Genomic DNA, 17,676 nt, shown 5'->3' with positions numbered 1-17,676 from the left:
GTGGACTCCTCACGGTCACGTTGAAGATCGCGCTGCTTCACAAAGCATGGCGTAGCAAGTGCGCGGTGCCCCCGCCGCTCACAGGACACTGCACCGTGAACCCGTCTATGCGGGACCGATAGCGGCATCCTTGGCGCCATCGGTCCCGCAAGCGGTGAGGACACCGCGCTAGACAGTTGGTCGCTGGATCTGTTGAAGAACGAGCACACCGCGTCGCTGGTTTGCTCGTTGCCTTTCTAAAAAACTCTGCGCACCGATCAACTCAACCGGCCCTTGCGCGCGTACCGTCGCGGGACCCTGGGCGGCATGGATGCCGCCAAGGAGCTTACAAGGACGCGCTTGCAGCGTGTCCGGCAAGGGTGGGCGGGAAGAGCCCTGCAGTGAAGTGACACTTCACTGCTTTCCCACAATGCCCTGCGCCCACTTCACCGCACCAGCCATGCGCCGTTGGACTAGAACTTCAAATCCACACGCGCATACCAGAACCGTCCACCGGGAATATCGTAGGTGGAGGCGTCGTAGCCATTGAGTGAGCACGACAGGCAGATCGGCGGATCCTTGTCGAACACGTTGTTCAAGCCGGCCGTGAGCTGCAGGCCCTTGAGCCAATCGACGCGATAGCCCACTTGCGCATCGTGGTAGGTCACCGCATCCAACCGGTTGGTTCCCGTCGACGGATCCGAACACACCGCAAACTCCACGGCATCACCGCATTGCTCGGTGAGTTTGGAGATGTGCCGCGCGGTCCACGATGCCGTCCAGTTGCCCAGCGACCAATCCAGTACTGCGTTGCTGGTCCACTCCGGAATTGCGCTGTCGACCACCTCGATGCCCGGCCCTTGCGGCTGCCGCTGCCCCGCCGCGCCCAGCGCCTCGTAACGGCCCACCAAGGTGTTCTGCCACGACAGTTTGAAGCGCCCGAACGCAGTTTCCGGCAAGGTCCAGAACAGATCCACGTCCCACCCATCGGTCTTGATCGAGCCAAGATTGGTCAACCGGTTGTTGAAGGCGTTGATGCCGCCGGTGGATGCCCGCCCGATGCCATTGCAGTACAACGCATCCAGCGTATCCACGCACAGATCCAGCTGCGTCTGCGCATTGATGGCCTGGATCGCACCGTCCACATGATGGCGATAGAAGGTCACTTCCATGTCGAGCCGATCCGACCAACTGGCATTGCTGGCAAAGCCCGGACTGAAGACGAAACCCGTACTGAAACTGCGCGAACGCTCCGGATCCAGTTGCTCGTTACCGCCGGTGGTGACCGAGATCTGCTGATTGGCCTGCTGATAGCCGGCAGGCACGCCGAGCGCCGCGCAGTTGGTCGCGCTGCCACGCGGCGCGGTGCCGCCCAGGCCGATCGAGCACGGGTCCGACAACTGCAGGTCCGCACGTGCCGCCGAACCGAACAACTCGCCAATGGTTGGCGCACGGAACCCTTCCGCATAACTGGTGCGCAACACCAACTCATCGGTGACCTGCCAACGCAGGCCGTACTTCGGCGTGAACTCGCCACCGAATGTCGAATAGTCCGAATAGCGCCCGGCGATATTCAGATCGAGTTTGTCACCCAGCGACGAGTTGGCGAAGATCGGAATATTGAGTTCAAGATAGGCTTCGTTGACGTCGTAGCTGCCCGAGGTGGGCAAGGATGGCACGCCGTTGTAACGCCCGGCCACCGTGAGCGGATCGGGTTGATAAGCACCTTCGTACTTGCGGTATTCGTAGCCGCTGGCGAACGACACCGCGCCGCCCGGCAACTGGAACAACTCGCTGCTGAGGTTGGCCGTGAACAGGCTCAATTCGTTCTGGCTGCGGTCGTGCACCACTGGCTGGATCCAGCGCAACATCTCCGGTGTGATGCTGCCGGCGCCGCTGAAAATATCCAGCGGCACACAGCCGGCCACGGCCGCGCAGGCAGCTGGGTCGCCCAGCGCCAGGTTGATGTTGTAAAGGTTGTAGCTGCCGTAGTTGGTCTGTTCGGCCTTGTTCTTGCTGTACATGCCGTTGACGTCCCAGAACCAGGTCCGCCCTGCAGCTTCGAACGTGCCGACCAAGCCGGTGCCGAAGTACTGCGTGTCCACCTGTTGCTCGTAGCGCCGTGGCCCGCCTTCCACCGGCCGCCGGCCGATCTGGATCAGGTTGGTGGCCGAGTTCAGATCGAAACCAAACGGATTGAATGGGTTGAGCGCAGAAATCACGATGTTGTCGGCCAGCGGATTGCCGGTACCGGCGTCGGGCCCGAGGAAGATCGGCTCCGGTGCGGCCTGGTTGGTCGATTCGCGCCGATTGCCCAAGGCCTTGACGTACCACTGCACATCGTCGGTGAAGTAATAGCGGAACTGCGCGAACACGCCCTCGCGCTCGGACGGTGTCAGCAGCAGATTCTGCTCGGCGAAGTTGTAGCGGTCTGCGGTGCCGAAGCAGTGGTAATCGTCGCTGCGCGTGCACCCGCCGCTGCCGTCGTATTGCGGTGTGCCCACGCCGGCATTGGGTGTGAGGTTCTGGCGCACGCCAGTATTGGGATCGACGAACTGGAAACGGCCATCCGGTGTTGCCGAGCTGGCGAAGGTCAGCCCGGTGCCAGGAATCGGAAAGCGCGCCTGCGCACGATCGCGCGCATAGATCGGATCCTGTTTGACGTAGCTGGCGCCCAGAAACAGGCTGAAATTCTCGCCACTTTTGCCCCAGGCCAGATCCATGCCCTGGTTGGCGCCATCCCCCTTACCGTATTGCCCGTAGTTGAGCGTGACCTGCGCACCGTCGAAGGTGCGACGGGTAATGATGTTGACCACACCAGCAATCGCATCCGAGCCGTACAGCGACGAGGCGCCGTCTTCGAGTACTTCGATGCGCTCGACGATCGCCAGCGGAATGGTGTTGAGATCGGTGGACGAACCCACGCCTGAGGCCGAGGATTCATTGACCCAACGAATACCATCGACCAAGACCAGCACACGCTTGGAGCCGAGATGGCGCAGATCCACCTGCGCAGAGCCCGCGCCCACGCCGCCGCCGTCGGGCGGAAAGCCGAAGTTACCGGAAGAATTGAACTTGGCATTGAGCGCCGAACCGGAGGCCGTGAGCTCCTGCAGCACTTCGCCAATCGAGGTCAGGCCAGTGCGTTCGATGTCGGCGCGGTTGAGCGTCTGGATCGGTACCTGGCCCTGCAATTCGGCGGTTTTGATACGCGTGCCGGTGACCTGCACGCTGTCGAGCGTGCGCGTGCTCGGTGCAGCCGCGGGCTGTTGCGCCCAGGCGAGTGTGGGAATCAGGCACAACGACAACTGCACGGCCAGGCACGACCGATGGGGACCAATCAGACGCTTCATCCTTTCTCTCTCCAGAAGGATTCTTAAGTGTCCGCACGCCCCCGTGCCCTGCGGTCCATCCCAACTTGTAAACGAAACATTAACGTGCCGCAACTGGCAGTGCAGCAGCGCGCGCCTGCCGCAGCGGTGGCTACCGCGTGGTGTCCGCAGGTCAGTGCGTCTCTGACGCGCCGCACATGCAGGCGAGTGCAGCGCATTCACCCAGGTCCACGATGCGTATTCACTCAGGCACTCAGGCGTGCTTCGGTATCATCGCGCCATGACTTATGCCCCCCGCCTTGCCACTGTTTTCATCGGCCTGCTGTGCTTTGGCAGCACTGCACTGCATGCGCAAACGCTCGACCCGCAATTGACTGCCATGCGCGATGCCATCGCGGCCGCAGAGCGCGGCCAGACCGACGCCGGCCAGCTCACCGCATTGAGCCGCCATCCGCTGTATGGATGGCTAGAATTTGCCACGCTCAAGCGCAACATCGATGCTGTCTCCAATGCGCAAGCGCAAGGGTTTCTGCAGCGCTATGCCGGCCAACCGGTGGCCGAGAGCTTCCGCAGCACGTGGTTGCCGGCGGTGGCGCGTCGGCAGGACTGGAACACGCTGCTGGCCAACTGGAAGTCCACCGACAACCTCGGCCTGCGCTGCGCACAGCTAACCGCGCGCCTGGCCACCGGGAAAGCCGATGCGCAGTGGAGCCGCGATGCGCTGACGCTGTGGCGCAATGGCAAGGCGCTGCCAGATGCCTGCGATGCCGTGGTGGCCGGGCTGGAATCGCGCGGTGAACTCACCCCGGCGCTGCGCTGGGAGCGCGTGGAGGCGGCTGCCGATGCGCAGCTGCCTGCGGTGATGCGTACCGCGGCGCGCGGCTTGCCGTCGGCTGATCTGGCCCTGGCAACCGATTACGCTGCCTTTCTCGACAACGTCCACCCGCGTGCACTAGGTTGGCCCAAGACCGAGCGCAGCCGCCGCATCGCGGTCGATGGCCTGGCCAAGCTGGCCAAGAGCGACCCGGATGCTGCCGAACAGCAGTTGCCGCAGCTTGCCGGCGCGCTGGGTTTCAACGAGGCACAGCGCGGGCAGGTGCTGTATCAGATCGCGTTGTGGACGGTCGCTTCGTATCTGCCGGATTCGGCGCGTCGGCTCAACGCCGTGCCGGAGGCATCCTACGACGAGCGCCTGCACGAATGGCGCGCGCGCGAGGCGATGTCGCGTAGCGACTGGCCGGCAGCGTTGGCTGCGATTCGCAAGATGCCGGCGAGCCAGCGCAGCGATTCGCGCTGGCAGTACTTCGAAGCACGCCTGGCCGAAAAGACCGGCGCTGCCGCGGCCGCACAGCCGCTGTATCGCGCCGCTGCGCAATCGCCGACCTTCCACGGTTTCCTGGCCGCCGACCGTCTGCAGCAACCGTACCGACTGTGCCCGTGGGAGCCCAGCGACAGCCCGCAGGCGAAGGCGGCCGTTGCACGCGACCCGGCCTTGATCCGCGCAATCGCCTTGTTCCAGATCGACCGCCCCGGCTGGGCGGTGGCCGAATGGAACGATGCCGCAACCCGCTTCGACGACACCCAGCGCCGTCTGGCAGTGGAAGTGGCCAGCGACAACGGCTGGTTCGACCGCGCGGTGTTCGCGCTCGGCAAGCAACCGGACGAACAACGTCTGTATTCGTTGCGCTTCCCATTGCATCACGACGACAGCATTCGTCGCGAAGCCGCCAAGAACGCAATCGACCCGGCCTGGGTGGCTGGGGAAATTCGTGCCGAAAGCATCTTCAACCCGCGCGCACGTTCGCCGGCCAATGCAATGGGCCTGATGCAGGTGTTGCCGGGCACCGGCGCGGCCGTCGCCAAGGGCATCGCCCTGCCCGGCTATGCGGGTGCCAACAGCCTGTACGAGCCGGACACCAACATCGCCATCGGCACGGCGTATCTGCGCCAGTTGCTCAACACTTACGGGCTACCCTACCTCACCATCGCCGCCTACAACGCCGGTCCCGGCCCCACCGGGCGCTGGCAGTCGCAGCGGCCGAATTTCGAGCCGGACTTCTGGATCGAGACCATCAGCTACAAGGAAACCCGCGACTATGTCGCGCGCGTGCTGGCCTTCAGCGTGATCTACGACTGGCGCCTCAACGGCGACATGCTGCCGCTGAGCGACCGGCTGATGGGCAAGCGGGTGGACAAGCGCCTCAAGCCGATGTGTCCACCGGGGCAGGCTGCGAATAACGCGGCGCAGGATTGAGCCAAGGTGGGGGACTATCGCCGGGTTCAGTCGATGGCGTGATGCCTTTACCGCTGGCCGGATGCGCCATGCACCCGTTGATGAGGTTCGATGGCGGTATCCATGCCAACAGCAGCGCAATCGGTGCGCACACCGCATCGGACAGTCTGCTGGCTGTTTTATCGAAACCGATACACTGCCGCATCTCGGCTGGTCTTTGCAGCCACCACGCGGACCTGCGGCTCTACGACTGATCCATCCGCGCCATCCAACTCTCTCGAACGAGCGATCGTGCCTGCCGACATGGTTTGGCCTTGCCCGCGCTCGGCCAACAATCGTGAGCAACAGGTGCGGATCATTTCGGCCCAACCACCGCATCGGGCATCATGCGCGTATGAAGATCTATCTCGTTGGCGGCGCAGTCCGCGATGCATTGCTTGGTCAGCCGGCTGGCGACCGCGACTGGGTGGTGGTCGGTGCCGATCAAGCGCGGATGGAAGCGCAGGGGTTCAAGCCGGTCGGCAAGGATTTCCCGGTCTTTCTGCATCCGCGCAGTGGCGAGGAATACGCACTGGCCCGCACGGAGCGCAAGTCCGGCCGCGGGTATCGCGGCTTCGTCGTGGATGCCGATCCATCGGTGACGCTGGAAGAGGATCTGCTGCGCCGCGACTTCACCATCAACGCGATCGCACGCGACGAGGACACCGGCGAGTTGTTCGACCCGTACAACGGCGCACGCGATCTGCAGGCGCGCGTCGTGCGGCATGTCGGTCCGGCGTTTGTCGAAGATCCCGTGCGCGTCTTGCGTGCCGCACGCTTCATGGCGCGATTGGCGCCGCTGGGCTTCACCATCGCCGCGGAAACTGCAGAATTGATGCGGCAAATGGCCGCCAGTGGCGAACTGGATAGCCTGGTGCCGGAGCGCGTCTGGCAGGAGCTGCGTCGCGCATTGACCTGTGCGCAACCTTCGGCGTTCCTGCGCACGCTGCACGAGACCGATGCGCTACGCGTCGTGCTGCCGGAAATCGATGCGCTGTACGGCGTGCCGCAGCGCGCCGAATTCCATCCGGAAGTGGATACCGGGATTCACCAGGAAATGGTCAGCGACAGGGCCGCGCGCCTAGCGCCTGGCGATGCGCTGGTGGGCTTTGCCGCACTGACGCACGATTTGGGCAAGGCACTCACGCCGCCAGAGGAATGGCCGCGCCATGTCATGCACGAACAACGCGGCGTCGCGCCGCTGCAGGCGCTATGCGAGCGGCTCAAGGTGCCGCTGGAGTATCGGCAGCTTGCCGTCATCGTCTGCCGTGAACACTTGAACGTGCATCGCCTGGCCGAGCTCCGCGACCGCACCGTGCACGAGCTATTGGTCCGTTGCGATGCATTCCGCCGGCCCGAACGCATCGCGCAGCTGGCATTGGCCTGTGAAGCCGACAAGCGTGGCCGCCTGGGCCATGAAGATGCCGCCTACCCGCAAGGCGAAGCACTCAAGCGACTGCACGCCGCCGCGCTGGCGATCAATGCACGCGATCTGGCGGCCGAGGGCCTGCAAGGACCGCAGATCGGCGAGGCGCTGACAAAGGCGCGTATTGCCGCGATTGCAGCAGCGCGTAAAACCACCGCTTAGCGCATGCCGTTGCATAGACAACGGCGATGTGAGCGAAGTAAATAAGAGCCTTATTGCACCGACCGACGAAAAATTTCCAGTTCCAATTCGGGAATCCGTTGCGAACGTGGGTTGTCCGCAATCAAATAAAAGCGGCTGCACACGTGCAGCCGCCCCGGTCAGGCATCACAACTTGAAATTTAGACTCAGCATGAAAGAGCGGCCGTTCTTGTAGATGTAGTACGGCTGGTTCTTGTTGCCGATGTAGCTGAAGTAGGTTTCATCCAGCAGATTGGTGGCTTCCAGCGCAACGCGCAAGCGCTCGGTGGCCTGGTAACCGAATGATGCATCCACTTGGGTAAATGCATCGGTCATTTGCTGACCGTTGAGCCGGCCGATCTGGGTGAAGTATTCCGAACGCCAGCCCAGATTCACCCGCGCGCTCCACTTGCCTTGCTCGTAGTACGGGCTGATGTTGTACGCATTGCGTGAGTTGTACGGCAGGCTGTAGTCGCCATCGGTCTTGGAATCGGAATAGGTGTAGTTGGCTACCACGCCGAAGCCATTGCCGAAATTATGCTGCAGATTGAGCGCCACACCGCGCACCTTGGCATCGCCTGCATTGGTGGGCACCGATGTCTGGTAGGTGCTCGATCCGCCAGTGGCGTTATTGAAGAACACGCGGTCCTGCACGGTGGTCAAAATATAGTTGGAGATGTCACGCGAGAAGAATTCACCGCTGAGCAAGCTGCTGTCGGAGAAATACCACTCCAGCGATGCGCCGAGGTTGGTCGACGCGTACGGGCTCAGACCCGGGTTACCGGTCGACGCCGTCAGCGTGGTGTCGTCGGTGGCCACATACGGGGTCATGTTGGTGTAGCGCGGCCGCGCGATGACCTTGGAGGCGGCAAAGCGCAGCATCAGGTCATCGCGCAAGTCGTACGCAAGATTGAACGAGGGCAGCCATTTGCCGTAGCTACTCAGAAAATTGACCGGCGTGTAGCCGCCACCCGGCGCATAACTGTAACCACCTGTGGAATCGCGCGAATGCACGTAGCGCACCCCGATGTTGCCGCGATAACGCTCACCGGAGAAGTTGCCTTGCAGGAACCATGCACGGTTCTGCTCCTCGATGCTGTAGTTGCCCGCATAGCTGATGGGCAACCCGTCATCGCCCTCCAATCCACCGATGTACCGGCTGATCGCACCCCGATCGATGGTAGACCAGCGCTGCATGTCGGCGCTGGTCGAGAGTCCATCCAGATAGCCCGATGGTGTGGTGCCCGGCGAGAACGCCGCAAGCGTGCTGCCATCGTTTGGGGCCCAGGTGCGGCTATAGGCCGACTGCCCGGTGGCATGATTGGTGAGCTTGATACCGGTAAGGATCTGCGTAAACGGCCCCCACTCCACCGCATGATCGACATCCAGCTGCAGATAGCGCTCTTTGTCGTATTGCGGGCTGTGGCTGGCCGAGGCGTTGTTGAGCTGCATGGCAGCCGCATTGGTGGGATCAGTGCTGTAGTCCATCGCGGTACGGCGCCCGTCGATGTTGTAGCGATAGCCGGCGAGATTGCGGAACTGGATACCGTAGATACGCTCGGCACCGCCCTGCGAGCTGGTGTAGCCCACCTGGCTCGACGCATTCCAGCCATCGCCATGCCAGTCGGCACGCAAGTGGATGCTGCCGGTGGTGACGTCGCTGTTGCGCAGGTAGCCATCCAGGAACGTGGTGGACTGGTCGCCAAACGTACCGGAGGTGGCCACGCCGTTTTCGAAGCCCAAGGCCTGTGCGTCGCCCGGATTGGAGCCCCAGTAGCCGTAGCGGCTCTGATTGTAGTTATCGAAGCTTTCCTTGACGTACAGGCCGGTCAGGTTGAGCTCGAAGTCGGCATCGGGTTTCCACTGCAGCGCGGCGCTGACACCATCGCGCTTGCGCGTCTGCTGGAACAACGCGGTGTTGATCGAGGTCGGGAACACACCGGTGTTGTTGCCGACCACAGCGGCGGGAAACCCGGCGCCTTGCACATTATCGTAGCCGAAGATCTCCACGCCATCGCGGCGCAAGACACGCTGCGAATGCATCACCGACGTCAACACGCCCAGCGTTTCGTCCTGATTCTTCCAGCTATACAGCGCCGACGCATTCGGCTTGCCTTGATCGGAACGATCGTTGTAGCCATAACTCACGGTGCCGGTGAGCGTATTGCGATCCAGATCGAGCGGCCTGCGCGTATGCACGATCACGGTGCCGCCGATGGAGCCTTCGTCGATCCGGGCTTCAGGGGTCTTGTAGACCTCCATCAAGCCAACCACTTCCGGCGCCAGCGTGCTGTAGTTGAACGAGCGGCTATCCGGGTCGTTGGGATCGCCGCCCCAACTGGTCGATGCAATCGTCTGACCATTGAGCAGCACGCGGTTGAGCGCCGGGTCGGTGCCCAGGATGCTGACTTTTTCGCCCTCGCCGAACTGGCGATCGACGGTGATGCCGGACAGGCGCGACAACGATTCGGCCACGTTGGTGTCGGGGAACTTGCCGATGTCTTCGGCGCTGATCGCATCGACGATCGCATCGGCGTTGCGCTTGACGTTGAGCGCCTTACCCAGACTGGCCTGGTAACCCACCACCTTGATTTCGTCCAGCGTGGAGACCGAAGGATTTGTTTGTGCTGGCGCCTGTTGCTGCGTGGGTGCTGCCTGCTCCTGCGCAAACGCTGGAAGGCTTGCAACGCAGGCCAAGGTGGCCCCACCGACCAGCAAGCGCCTCACGGCAGCACTCAATGGCGAGTGGCGCAGCGGTTTGACAGAAGCAGATACCGGCACACGAGAAGATGAAGCGGACATACGGGGAAACAGCATTGCGTAGACCTCATGACTGATATCGAATAGCAACCGTCTGGCTGCACAACGGCGCGCGTGCCATGCCCGCGATCCGCCCCTGTGCCGGATACGAGCAGCAACCCGCATTGCGTGACGACACGCGGGCAAAAACCGGACTGCTGGAACAACGGCCGGCTGTCGTCGTCTCAAACGTGGAGCGGATTCTTCCCCGCTGAGACTGTGGTCAACGAAGGTGCCTTTCACACATTGCACTGTCAACCCGACACTACTCACATGCAGGTTTATGCGCTAAACGACGTATTGCCTGCGGATATCGGGATGATGGCGTGATCGCTGTCTCACTGCATTTGGCTCACATGCAGACCACTGCGCCTTGTACCCTGCTTGCACAAGGTTGCGCACCCGAATGTTGCAACGCAGAGTGCCTGCGCAGGCAACGTGTGTTGCGCATGCAAGGATGGCTTCGCGCGAAGCGGTGCCAGGAAGCGCACTGCGCTGCAGCCCGATAGCGGATCGCCATCTGCACGCGTGTGGCGTCAAATGCCGGCATTACCACTGCAGCACCGGTTACATCGCTGACGCGAGACAGGCCGGCACCCGAAGTATGTCAGTCGTCCGAGCGTCAATACTGAAGCCAGCAACGCAGACAGTTCGCCTGTTTTTGGATCAGCAAGGCGGAACGCAAGCGCGCATGCGATGCACGCCGCAGCTGCATGAGCGTTTGCAAGACCGCGTCATTCAGCCATTAGATGCGAGCGCCGCGTCCTGCAACGCAGCGTGTCGGGACGTGCAGCAACCAAAGAACGTAGCAACCGGTCGCCAGCTGGGCACGGACGACGCACAGGAACGGCAACGGACCGGCGGCGCAACCGATTCCGAGCACCGGCCACACCCGGCTGGCGGCGATGCAGCGTTTCGTCAGCAGCCCTTAATCGCGCTGCCCGGCCACCCAGGTGTTCAACACCTGCACGTCGTCATCCACCAGCACCAAATCGGCCTGGTAGCCGGGTGCGATGCGACCCAGGCGTTCGCCCAGGCCAATGCATTGCGCGGGATAGGTGGAGGCCATGCGTGCGGCTTCGGCCAGGTCCACGCCGAGCCAGCGCACGCTGTTGCGCACAGCGGTGGCCATGTCCAGCGCGGAACCGGCGAGTGCGCCATCGGCGTTGCGTACCACACCGTCCACCGCAGTGATGGTTTCGCCATACAGGTCGAAGCTGGGGCTGTCGCTGCCGACCATCGGCATGGCGTCGGTCACCAGCAACAGCTTGCCGCGTGGCTTGGCCGCCAACGCTACGCGCAGGCTGGCCGGATGCACGTGCACGCCATCGACGATGACACCGCACCACACGTTGGGGTCTTCCAGCGCCGCGCCGACTGCATTGGGTTCGCGGCCAGCCAGTTGCGACATCGCGTTGTACACGTGCGTAAACCCGCTGACGCCGGCAGCGATGCCGTCGCGTGCCTGCTCATAGGTCGCCGCGGTATGGCCGGCGAAGACGATCGCGCCGCCGGCGATGAAGGCGCGAATGTCGTCCAACGGCACGCGCTCGGGTGCGAGCGTGATCAAGGTGACGCCGTTGTCCAATGAGGTATCGACAGCAATCTCATGCGCGTCCGGCAGGCGGAACTTGTGCACGTCGTGCGTGCCCTTGCGTGCAGGACTCAGGTACGGACCTTCCAGATGGATGCCGAGCACCCCGGGAACGCCTTGTGCGATCGCTTGGCGGGTAGCGTCGATCGCTTCGGCCATCACCTGCGCGGTGTCGCTGATCAAGGTCGGCAGCATGCCGGTGGTGCCGAAGCGACGATGCGCGGCGGCAATGGTGGCCAGCGCCTGCAGGTCGCGCGCGTTGTTGAACAACACCCCGCCACCGCCATTGACCTGGATGTCGATAAAGCCGGGCAACAAGGTGGCGCCGCCCAGATCCACGCGCATGTGCGCCTGCGCAACGCGCGCGTCGTCGGCCGGCACGATCGCCTGGATCCGCGTGCCAGCCAGCAGCACGACCAGGCCTTCCTGCAATCCGTGGTCGGTGAGCACGCGTACATTGCACAGTGCCTGAGTCGTGAGAGCGTGCATGATCAGACGGTTTCCGTGACCTTGTTCAGATGCGGCGGAAGATCGGGATTGTTGCCGCGCTGCAGCGCCAGTGCGTTGATCGCGCGATAGAAGCTTTGCACGGTCAGCAGCGGCGCGCAGGCCGGATGCGCGGCATCTGCCAGCGGCAAATCGCCACCGGGCGCGGCCAGCCATACCTGCGCGCCGCGCGCACGAAATTCTTCGGCCAGTGCGCGGGTGCCGGCACCGGTTTCGTCGGGCTGTGCGAATACCAGCACCGGGAAGCCCGGCCCCACCAGGGCCATCGGGCCGTGCTTGACCTCGGCCGAGCTGTAGGCTTCGGCATGCAGGCCGCAGGTTTCCTTGAACTTCAGCGCCGCTTCCTGCGCCGCACCCAATCCCAGGCCGCGACCGAGCACGAACAAGTTGTGTGCGGGCACCAAGCCGGCGGTGAGTGCAGACCAATCGGCCTGCCAGGCATTGCGCAACTGCTGCGGCAAGGCGTCGAGCGCGGCAAGCAACGCCGGGTCGTTCTTCCACACCGCGCCCAGGTGCAGCACCGCGGCCAGCGAGGCGAGATAGCTCTTGGTGGCGGCCACGCTTTTTTCCGGGCCTGCGCACAGCGGAATCACCACCTCGGCCAGTTGCGCCAGCGGCGAGTCTTCCACGTTGACCAGGGCGACCACGCGCGCGCCGGCGGCCTTGGCGGCTTCGGCATTGCGCAACAGGTCCGGGCTTTTGCCCGATTGCGAAATCACGATGTACAGCGCGCCCCGCAACTGCAGCGGCGCCGCATACACCGAGCCCACCGACGGCGACGCAGAGGCAGTGACGATGCCGAGCTGGGTTTCGAACAGATACTTGGCATAGGTCGCCGCATGGTCGGAACTGCCACGCGCGCAGGTCACCACGAACGGCGGCGGCGTGTCGCGCAGCGACTGCGCAAGCGCGGCGATGGTGCTGGCGTTACGGGTGAACTGTGCAGCAACCACATCGGCGGTCTGCGCCGCTTCGCGGAACATCAAGGTGTCGGTTTCGGAGGGAAGGCTCATCGTGGCTCAGGCGGATTCGGGGAGGAGGGGTTTGCCGATGGAGGCGGGCGCCGGCGCGGTGGAGCCGCGCACGACCAATTGCGGCACGAAGCCGCGGTTCTGCAATTGCGCGGGCTGGTCGTCGTAGGCATCGCTGCGCAACTGGCTGATCAACAAGCGCGCGGCATGCCGGGCAATGTCTTCGGTGGCCTGCTTGGCGGTGGTCAATGCCGGCCACGACTGCCGCGAGAACGGGCTGTCTTCGAACCCGGCGATCGACAATTCATACGGCACGTTCATGCCGATGGACTTGGCTGCCGCCAACACGCCTGCAGCGATCTCGTCGTTGCTGCCGAAGATGGCGGTGGGCGGCTCGCGCAGCGAGAGCAGCCGGCGCGCACCACGGAAACCATCGTCGAAGGTGTAGTCGCCCGGGATGACCAGGTGCTTGTCCAGGTTGATGCCGTAATCCTTCAGCGCGGCTTCGTAGCCGGCGTAGCGCTCACCGCTGGAGCGATGCTGCGGGCCGCCCCACAGGAAACCGATGCGCTGATGGCCGAGCTGGATCAGATGCTCGGTGATTTCATAGGCGGCAGCACGGTCGTCGATATGCACGCACGGGCCGTCACCGGGATCATCGGTGGCGGCGATGATGCGCACGCTCTTGATGCCGCGCGCCGCCAGCCCGGCCAACAACTCCGGGCGTTCGGACATCGGCGCGGTCAACACCACACCGGCCAGACGCGAGCGCTGCACCCATTCGGCCAGTTCTTCGGCCAACAACGGCGAGGTGGAATCGCAGGGATGGATCTGCAAGCCGAAGCCGGTTTCGCGACACGCGGCCAGCACGCCGTTCTGGATGCCGATGATGTGGTACGGGTTGGGGTTGTCGTACACCAGGCCGATCACGAACGGCGTGCCGCTGCGCAGATTGCGCGCAGACGGATCCGGTTCGTAGTCGAGATCGGCGATGGCGCGCAACACGCGCGCACGCGTGGCCTGCATCACCGATGGCTCGTTGTTGATCACCCGCGACACGGTCTTCAACGAGACCTTGGCGCGTTCGGCGACATCTTTGATGGTGGGCCTGCGCATGGATGTACCTTGTCCGTCGGCACGCATCATGTCCGCGATCACTTGGCCTGGGCCGGCAGGCCCACGCGATAACCACGCAGCGAATAGAACAGGATGTACAGATAGCACGGCACCATCAGCGCAGCGAACACGAGCTGGAAGTCGTAGTGCTGTTTGAGAATGGCAAACAGCTGCGGAATGATCGCGCCGCCGGCGATGCCCATCACCAGCAATGCCGATCCGATCTCGGTGAAGCGGCCCAGCCCGCGGATGGCCAGCGGGAAGATCGCCGGCCACATCATCGCGTTGGCGAAGCCGAGCGCGGCGACGAAGCCCACCGACACGTAGCCATGGGTGAACAACGCGCCCAGCGAAAACAGCACGCCCAGCACCGCAGATACGCTCAAATAGCGCGCCTGCGAGATGACGTTGGGAATCAGCACCAGCCCGGCGATGTAGCCCAGCAACATCGCGCCCAGCGTGTAGGAGGTGAAGATCTTGGTGCTGTCCAGCGGCAGATCGAAACCGTGGCCGTAGGTGCCGATGGCATCGCCGGCCATCACCTCAACGCCCACATAGACGAACAGGCACAGCACACCCAGCCACAGATGCGGAAACTGGAAAATGCTGGATTTCTGCACGCCGCTCTTGGCGTGGGGCGTGGCATTGGCCTCGGACGCCTTGAGCTCCGGCAGCGGCGAGAACAGCACACCGACGGCCAGCAGCAGCAGCACGCCGGACATCACCAGATACGGTGCATGGATCTTGGCGGCGAACGCAGTCAACAAGGTTTCCTTGGTGGCGGCATCGGCGCTGGCCACCTGCTCGGACAGGTCGCCGATGCCATGCAGCACCAGCGTGCCGATCAGGATCGGCGCCAGGATGCCGGCGATCTTGTTGCAGATGCCCATCAAGGCGATGCGGCGCGCGGCGCTTTCGATCGGCCCGAGAATGCTGATGTACGGGTTGATCGCGGTTTGCAGCAAGGCCAGGCCGCTACCGATCACGAACAGGCCGCCCAGCGCGCCCGGATACCAACGCTGCGTGGCGAACTGACCGAAACTTGCTGCGCCGACGGCCATCACCACCAGGCTCAACGCCAGACCTTTCTTCATGCCGGTGCGCTTGAGAATCCAAGACGAGGGCAATGCCAGGAAGAAGTACGACAGGTAGAACACCATCAGCACCAGGAACGCATTGACCTCATTGAGATCGAACGCCAGCCGCACGAAGGTGATCAGCGGCCCGTTGATCCAGGTGAAAAAGCCGATGATGAAAAACAGCACGCCGACGATGGCGATCGAGACAACGGGATTTGCAGGCCTGGCGGTAGTCATGGATCGGCTGGCTCTAAGGTTGTCGTAAGGAATGCCGTCGGCGTCAACGGCGCAGTTCGGCGACGAAATCGTAGAAATCGTTGTGGCAATAAGTATCGGTCAATTCGATCGCGCTGCCGTCGCGGGCATAGCCCACGCGCACCACGTGCAAAATCGCCTCGCCGGTTTTCATGCGCAGATGTTCTGCCAATCGCGCCGGCAGATTGATGGCGCGAAAATATTGCAGGGCGCGCACCACCGGCGTGCCCTGCGTATCCAGATAGCTGTAAAGCGAATCGCCGATCTGCTGCGGGTCGGCCACGATGCGTTGCGGCAACACCGCATGTTCGTAGGCCATGACGCGGTCGTCGGCGCTGCGCAGACGCGTGAGCGAGGCCACCGCCGCATCCGGCGACAACCCCAACCGCAAAATCTCTTCGCCGTGCGCCGGGCGCAACCGCCGCTCCAGCCAGCGCGTGCCGGGCTCGTAGCCTTTGATGCGTAGCGTCTCGCTGAAACTGGTCAGGCCGCTGAGCTGATGCTGGATCTGGGTAGTGACGAAGGTGCCCGCACCCTGCCGGCGCGAGACCAGACCTTGTTCGACCAACACATCCACCGCCTGGCGCAGGGTGACCCGCGAGATCTGCAGCCGCTCGCACAGCTGGCGCTCGGCCGGCAGCGCCTCGCCGGCCTTCCACTGACCGCCGCGAATGGCGTCGGTGAGCTTGGCGGCCAGTTGCAGATACAGCGGGGTCGGCGCGGAGACATCCAGCGCCAGCGCCTCCATCCTGGGGTCGTCGTCCGTCCTGGCGTTGGTTCTCGGTTTGGCCATTGCCTGTCCTCCAGACCGACTTAAATTTGTTAGGTCCAATATAGTACCAATTTGCCCCGCGCGCATCAGGCCGCGATCACCCGTATAAGCCTGGGACATCCGACCCGCCATGACGCGCCCCATGGACTGCATCCCCTGGTCGGCATGGTGCCGCCGTGGACGGAGCCGGTCAGTGCGGCAGACTGGCGCATCGCCCGATTGGCGATGCAGTCACAGCCGCAGATACCAGCGTCGCCGATCCATCCACCAACCCACGGCGCAACACACCAGCGTGTAGCTCAGCGCGCACAGCAGCGACCCGAGTGGGCCCGGCGCGATGGTCTGGAACACGCGGATGCCCAACCAGGCGTACAGGTCCAGGCCGGAGCTGCCGGCCGGCAGCAGCCGCAGCACCACCACGAACAATTCGGAGAACAGGTAGATCGCCAGCGGGTTGCGCCCGAGCACGGTGAACACGCCGCTGCCTCCGGTCCAGCCACGCAACTCCAGCAAATACACCAGCACGCCCAGCGCCAGCAGATCCAGGCCGACCGTGCAAGCGACGAACGACCCGCTCCAGAGCTTCTTCGACAACGGCCAGGCGGGCGCCCAGAGCAGCGCCAGCACCACCAGCCCCGCGCCTACCAACCACAAGGTGCGTGTGCTGGCAGGGGTCTTGCCGTGCCCCTGCAGGAAGCGCCCGGCCAGATAGCCGGCCAGTACGTTGACCGTGGCCGACAACGTGCCCAGCAGGCCCTCGGGATCAAAGCCGCCGTCCTTGCGGTACAGATGCGCGCGCCCGAACAACCATAGATCGAGCCGGGTGCCAGCGTTGCCGGTCTTGCTCAATTCCTCGCCGGGCTGGCCGAAGGCATACAACACTGCCCAGTAGCCCAGCAGGAGCAGCACGCAGGCAGGCGCGATGCCGCGTGGTGGCAGATAGCGCACCAGCAACGCCGCGGCCAGGTAGCACAGGCCAATCCGCTGCAACACGCCGGTCAGGCGGATCTGATCGATCGCGGTGAACGCCCATCCCCCATCGGGCTGCAGATGGAAAAACGGAAACCAGTACATCAGCACACCGCACAGCACGATCAACACCGCGCGCTTGCTCACGCGGCCGAGAAACTGCCGATGCGGCGTGTTCGTTGCCAGCGCAAAACTCATCGCGCTGCCAACGGCGAACAGGAACGAGGGAAACACCAGATCGGCCAGGGTGAAGCCGAACCAGGCCGCATGGGTCAGTTGCGCGTATGCCTGCGCGCCTGGCCCGGCGGTGTTGACCAGAATCATCAGGAAGATGGTGAGGCCGCGGAACACGTCCAGCGACAGGAAGCGTTCGCGCTTTGGCGGTGCGGTTGCAATGGCAGCCACGGGTGTGTGTGCGCTCATTG

Annotated in this window: 10 protein-coding genes; 2 read left to right on the top strand and 8 right to left on the bottom strand. The window is 63.6% G+C overall.

All coding sequences use genetic code 11. The features are described 5' to 3' along the window. Window positions 1-452: 452 nt before the first annotated feature. The gene (locus XBLMG947_RS02585; RefSeq protein WP_065466242.1) at window positions 453-3,332 is read right to left on the bottom strand and encodes a TonB-dependent receptor; all 2,880 of its coding nucleotides are present in this window, start codon (window positions 3,330-3,332) and stop codon (window positions 453-455) included. Between the two features lie 259 nt (window positions 3,333-3,591). On the opposite strand from XBLMG947_RS02585, the gene XBLMG947_RS02580 reads away from it, so the two are divergent. Both XBLMG947_RS02580 and XBLMG947_RS02575 read left to right on the top strand, forming a co-directional pair. Further along, entirely contained in the window at window positions 3,592-5,565 is a 1,974-nt protein-coding gene (locus tag XBLMG947_RS02580; protein WP_065466241.1) for a lytic murein transglycosylase, read from the top strand. A gap of 373 nt (window positions 5,566-5,938) precedes the next feature. Next, window positions 5,939-7,171 carry a multifunctional CCA addition/repair protein gene (locus tag XBLMG947_RS02575; protein ID WP_065466240.1) on the top strand — a complete coding sequence of 411 codons (1,233 nt, stop codon included), beginning with the start codon at window positions 5,939-5,941 and terminating at the stop codon, window positions 7,169-7,171. 165 nt (window positions 7,172-7,336) lie between these two features. Here the strand turns inward: XBLMG947_RS02575 and XBLMG947_RS02570 are convergent, their stop codons facing one another. From XBLMG947_RS02570 to XBLMG947_RS02540, 7 genes are all read right to left on the bottom strand, one after another. Then, entirely contained in the window at window positions 7,337-10,006 is a 2,670-nt protein-coding gene (locus XBLMG947_RS02570) for a TonB-dependent receptor (protein WP_065466239.1), read from the bottom strand. A gap of 910 nt (window positions 10,007-10,916) precedes the next feature. Beyond that, on the bottom strand, window positions 10,917-12,071 hold the full coding sequence (gene nagA / locus XBLMG947_RS02565) for an N-acetylglucosamine-6-phosphate deacetylase (protein WP_065466238.1): 1,155 nt from the start codon (window positions 12,069-12,071) through the stop codon (window positions 10,917-10,919). Window positions 12,072-12,073: 2 nt separating this feature from the next. Then, entirely contained in the window at window positions 12,074-13,102 is a 1,029-nt protein-coding gene (locus tag XBLMG947_RS02560) for an SIS domain-containing protein (protein WP_065466237.1), read from the bottom strand. Window positions 13,103-13,108: 6 nt separating this feature from the next. After that, complete coding sequence (locus XBLMG947_RS02555; protein ID WP_065466252.1) at window positions 13,109-14,176, bottom strand: LacI family DNA-binding transcriptional regulator; 1,068 nt, start codon at window positions 14,174-14,176, stop codon at window positions 13,109-13,111. 38 nt (window positions 14,177-14,214) lie between these two features. Continuing rightward, a complete protein-coding gene (locus XBLMG947_RS02550) occupies window positions 14,215-15,492 on the bottom strand; it encodes a sugar MFS transporter (protein ID WP_065466236.1) in 1,278 nt (425 codons plus the stop codon). Between the two features lie 43 nt (window positions 15,493-15,535). Then, entirely contained in the window at window positions 15,536-16,258 is a 723-nt protein-coding gene (locus XBLMG947_RS02545; protein WP_065466235.1) for a GntR family transcriptional regulator, read from the bottom strand. 255 nt (window positions 16,259-16,513) lie between these two features. Then, entirely contained in the window at window positions 16,514-17,674 is a 1,161-nt protein-coding gene (locus tag XBLMG947_RS02540) for an acyltransferase family protein (protein ID WP_065466234.1), read from the bottom strand. Between the last annotated feature and the right edge of the window lie 2 nt (window positions 17,675-17,676).

Source organism: Xanthomonas bromi (genome assembly GCF_900092025.1).
GTDB classification, from domain to species: domain Bacteria; phylum Pseudomonadota; class Gammaproteobacteria; order Xanthomonadales; family Xanthomonadaceae; genus Xanthomonas; species Xanthomonas bromi.
Note: the sequence above shows the minus strand (reverse complement) of the source record. Positions and strands in the feature narration are given on the sequence as shown.

What these genes read in the sequence shown, in the direction of transcription:
- XBLMG947_RS02545 (WP_065466235.1), bottom strand. Translation starts at nt 16,258, where the DNA reads ATGGAGGCGCTGGCGCTGGATGTCTCCGCGCCGACCCCGCTGTATCTG.
- XBLMG947_RS02585 (WP_065466242.1), bottom strand. Translation starts at nt 3,332, where the DNA reads ATGAAGCGTCTGATTGGTCCCCATCGGTCGTGCCTGGCCGTGCAGTTG.
- XBLMG947_RS02560 (WP_065466237.1), bottom strand. Translation starts at nt 13,102, where the DNA reads ATGAGCCTTCCCTCCGAAACCGACACCTTGATGTTCCGCGAAGCGGCG.
- nagA (WP_065466238.1), bottom strand. Translation starts at nt 12,071, where the DNA reads ATGCACGCTCTCACGACTCAGGCACTGTGCAATGTACGCGTGCTCACC.
- XBLMG947_RS02550 (WP_065466236.1), bottom strand. Translation starts at nt 15,492, where the DNA reads ATGACTACCGCCAGGCCTGCAAATCCCGTTGTCTCGATCGCCATCGTC.
- XBLMG947_RS02540 (WP_065466234.1), bottom strand. Translation starts at nt 17,674, where the DNA reads ATGAGCGCACACACACCCGTGGCTGCCATTGCAACCGCACCGCCAAAG.
- XBLMG947_RS02580 (WP_065466241.1), top strand. Translation starts at nt 3,592, where the DNA reads ATGACTTATGCCCCCCGCCTTGCCACTGTTTTCATCGGCCTGCTGTGC.
- XBLMG947_RS02570 (WP_065466239.1), bottom strand. Translation starts at nt 10,006, where the DNA reads ATGCTGTTTCCCCGTATGTCCGCTTCATCTTCTCGTGTGCCGGTATCT.
- XBLMG947_RS02555 (WP_065466252.1), bottom strand. Translation starts at nt 14,176, where the DNA reads ATGCGCAGGCCCACCATCAAAGATGTCGCCGAACGCGCCAAGGTCTCG.
- XBLMG947_RS02575 (WP_065466240.1), top strand. Translation starts at nt 5,939, where the DNA reads ATGAAGATCTATCTCGTTGGCGGCGCAGTCCGCGATGCATTGCTTGGT.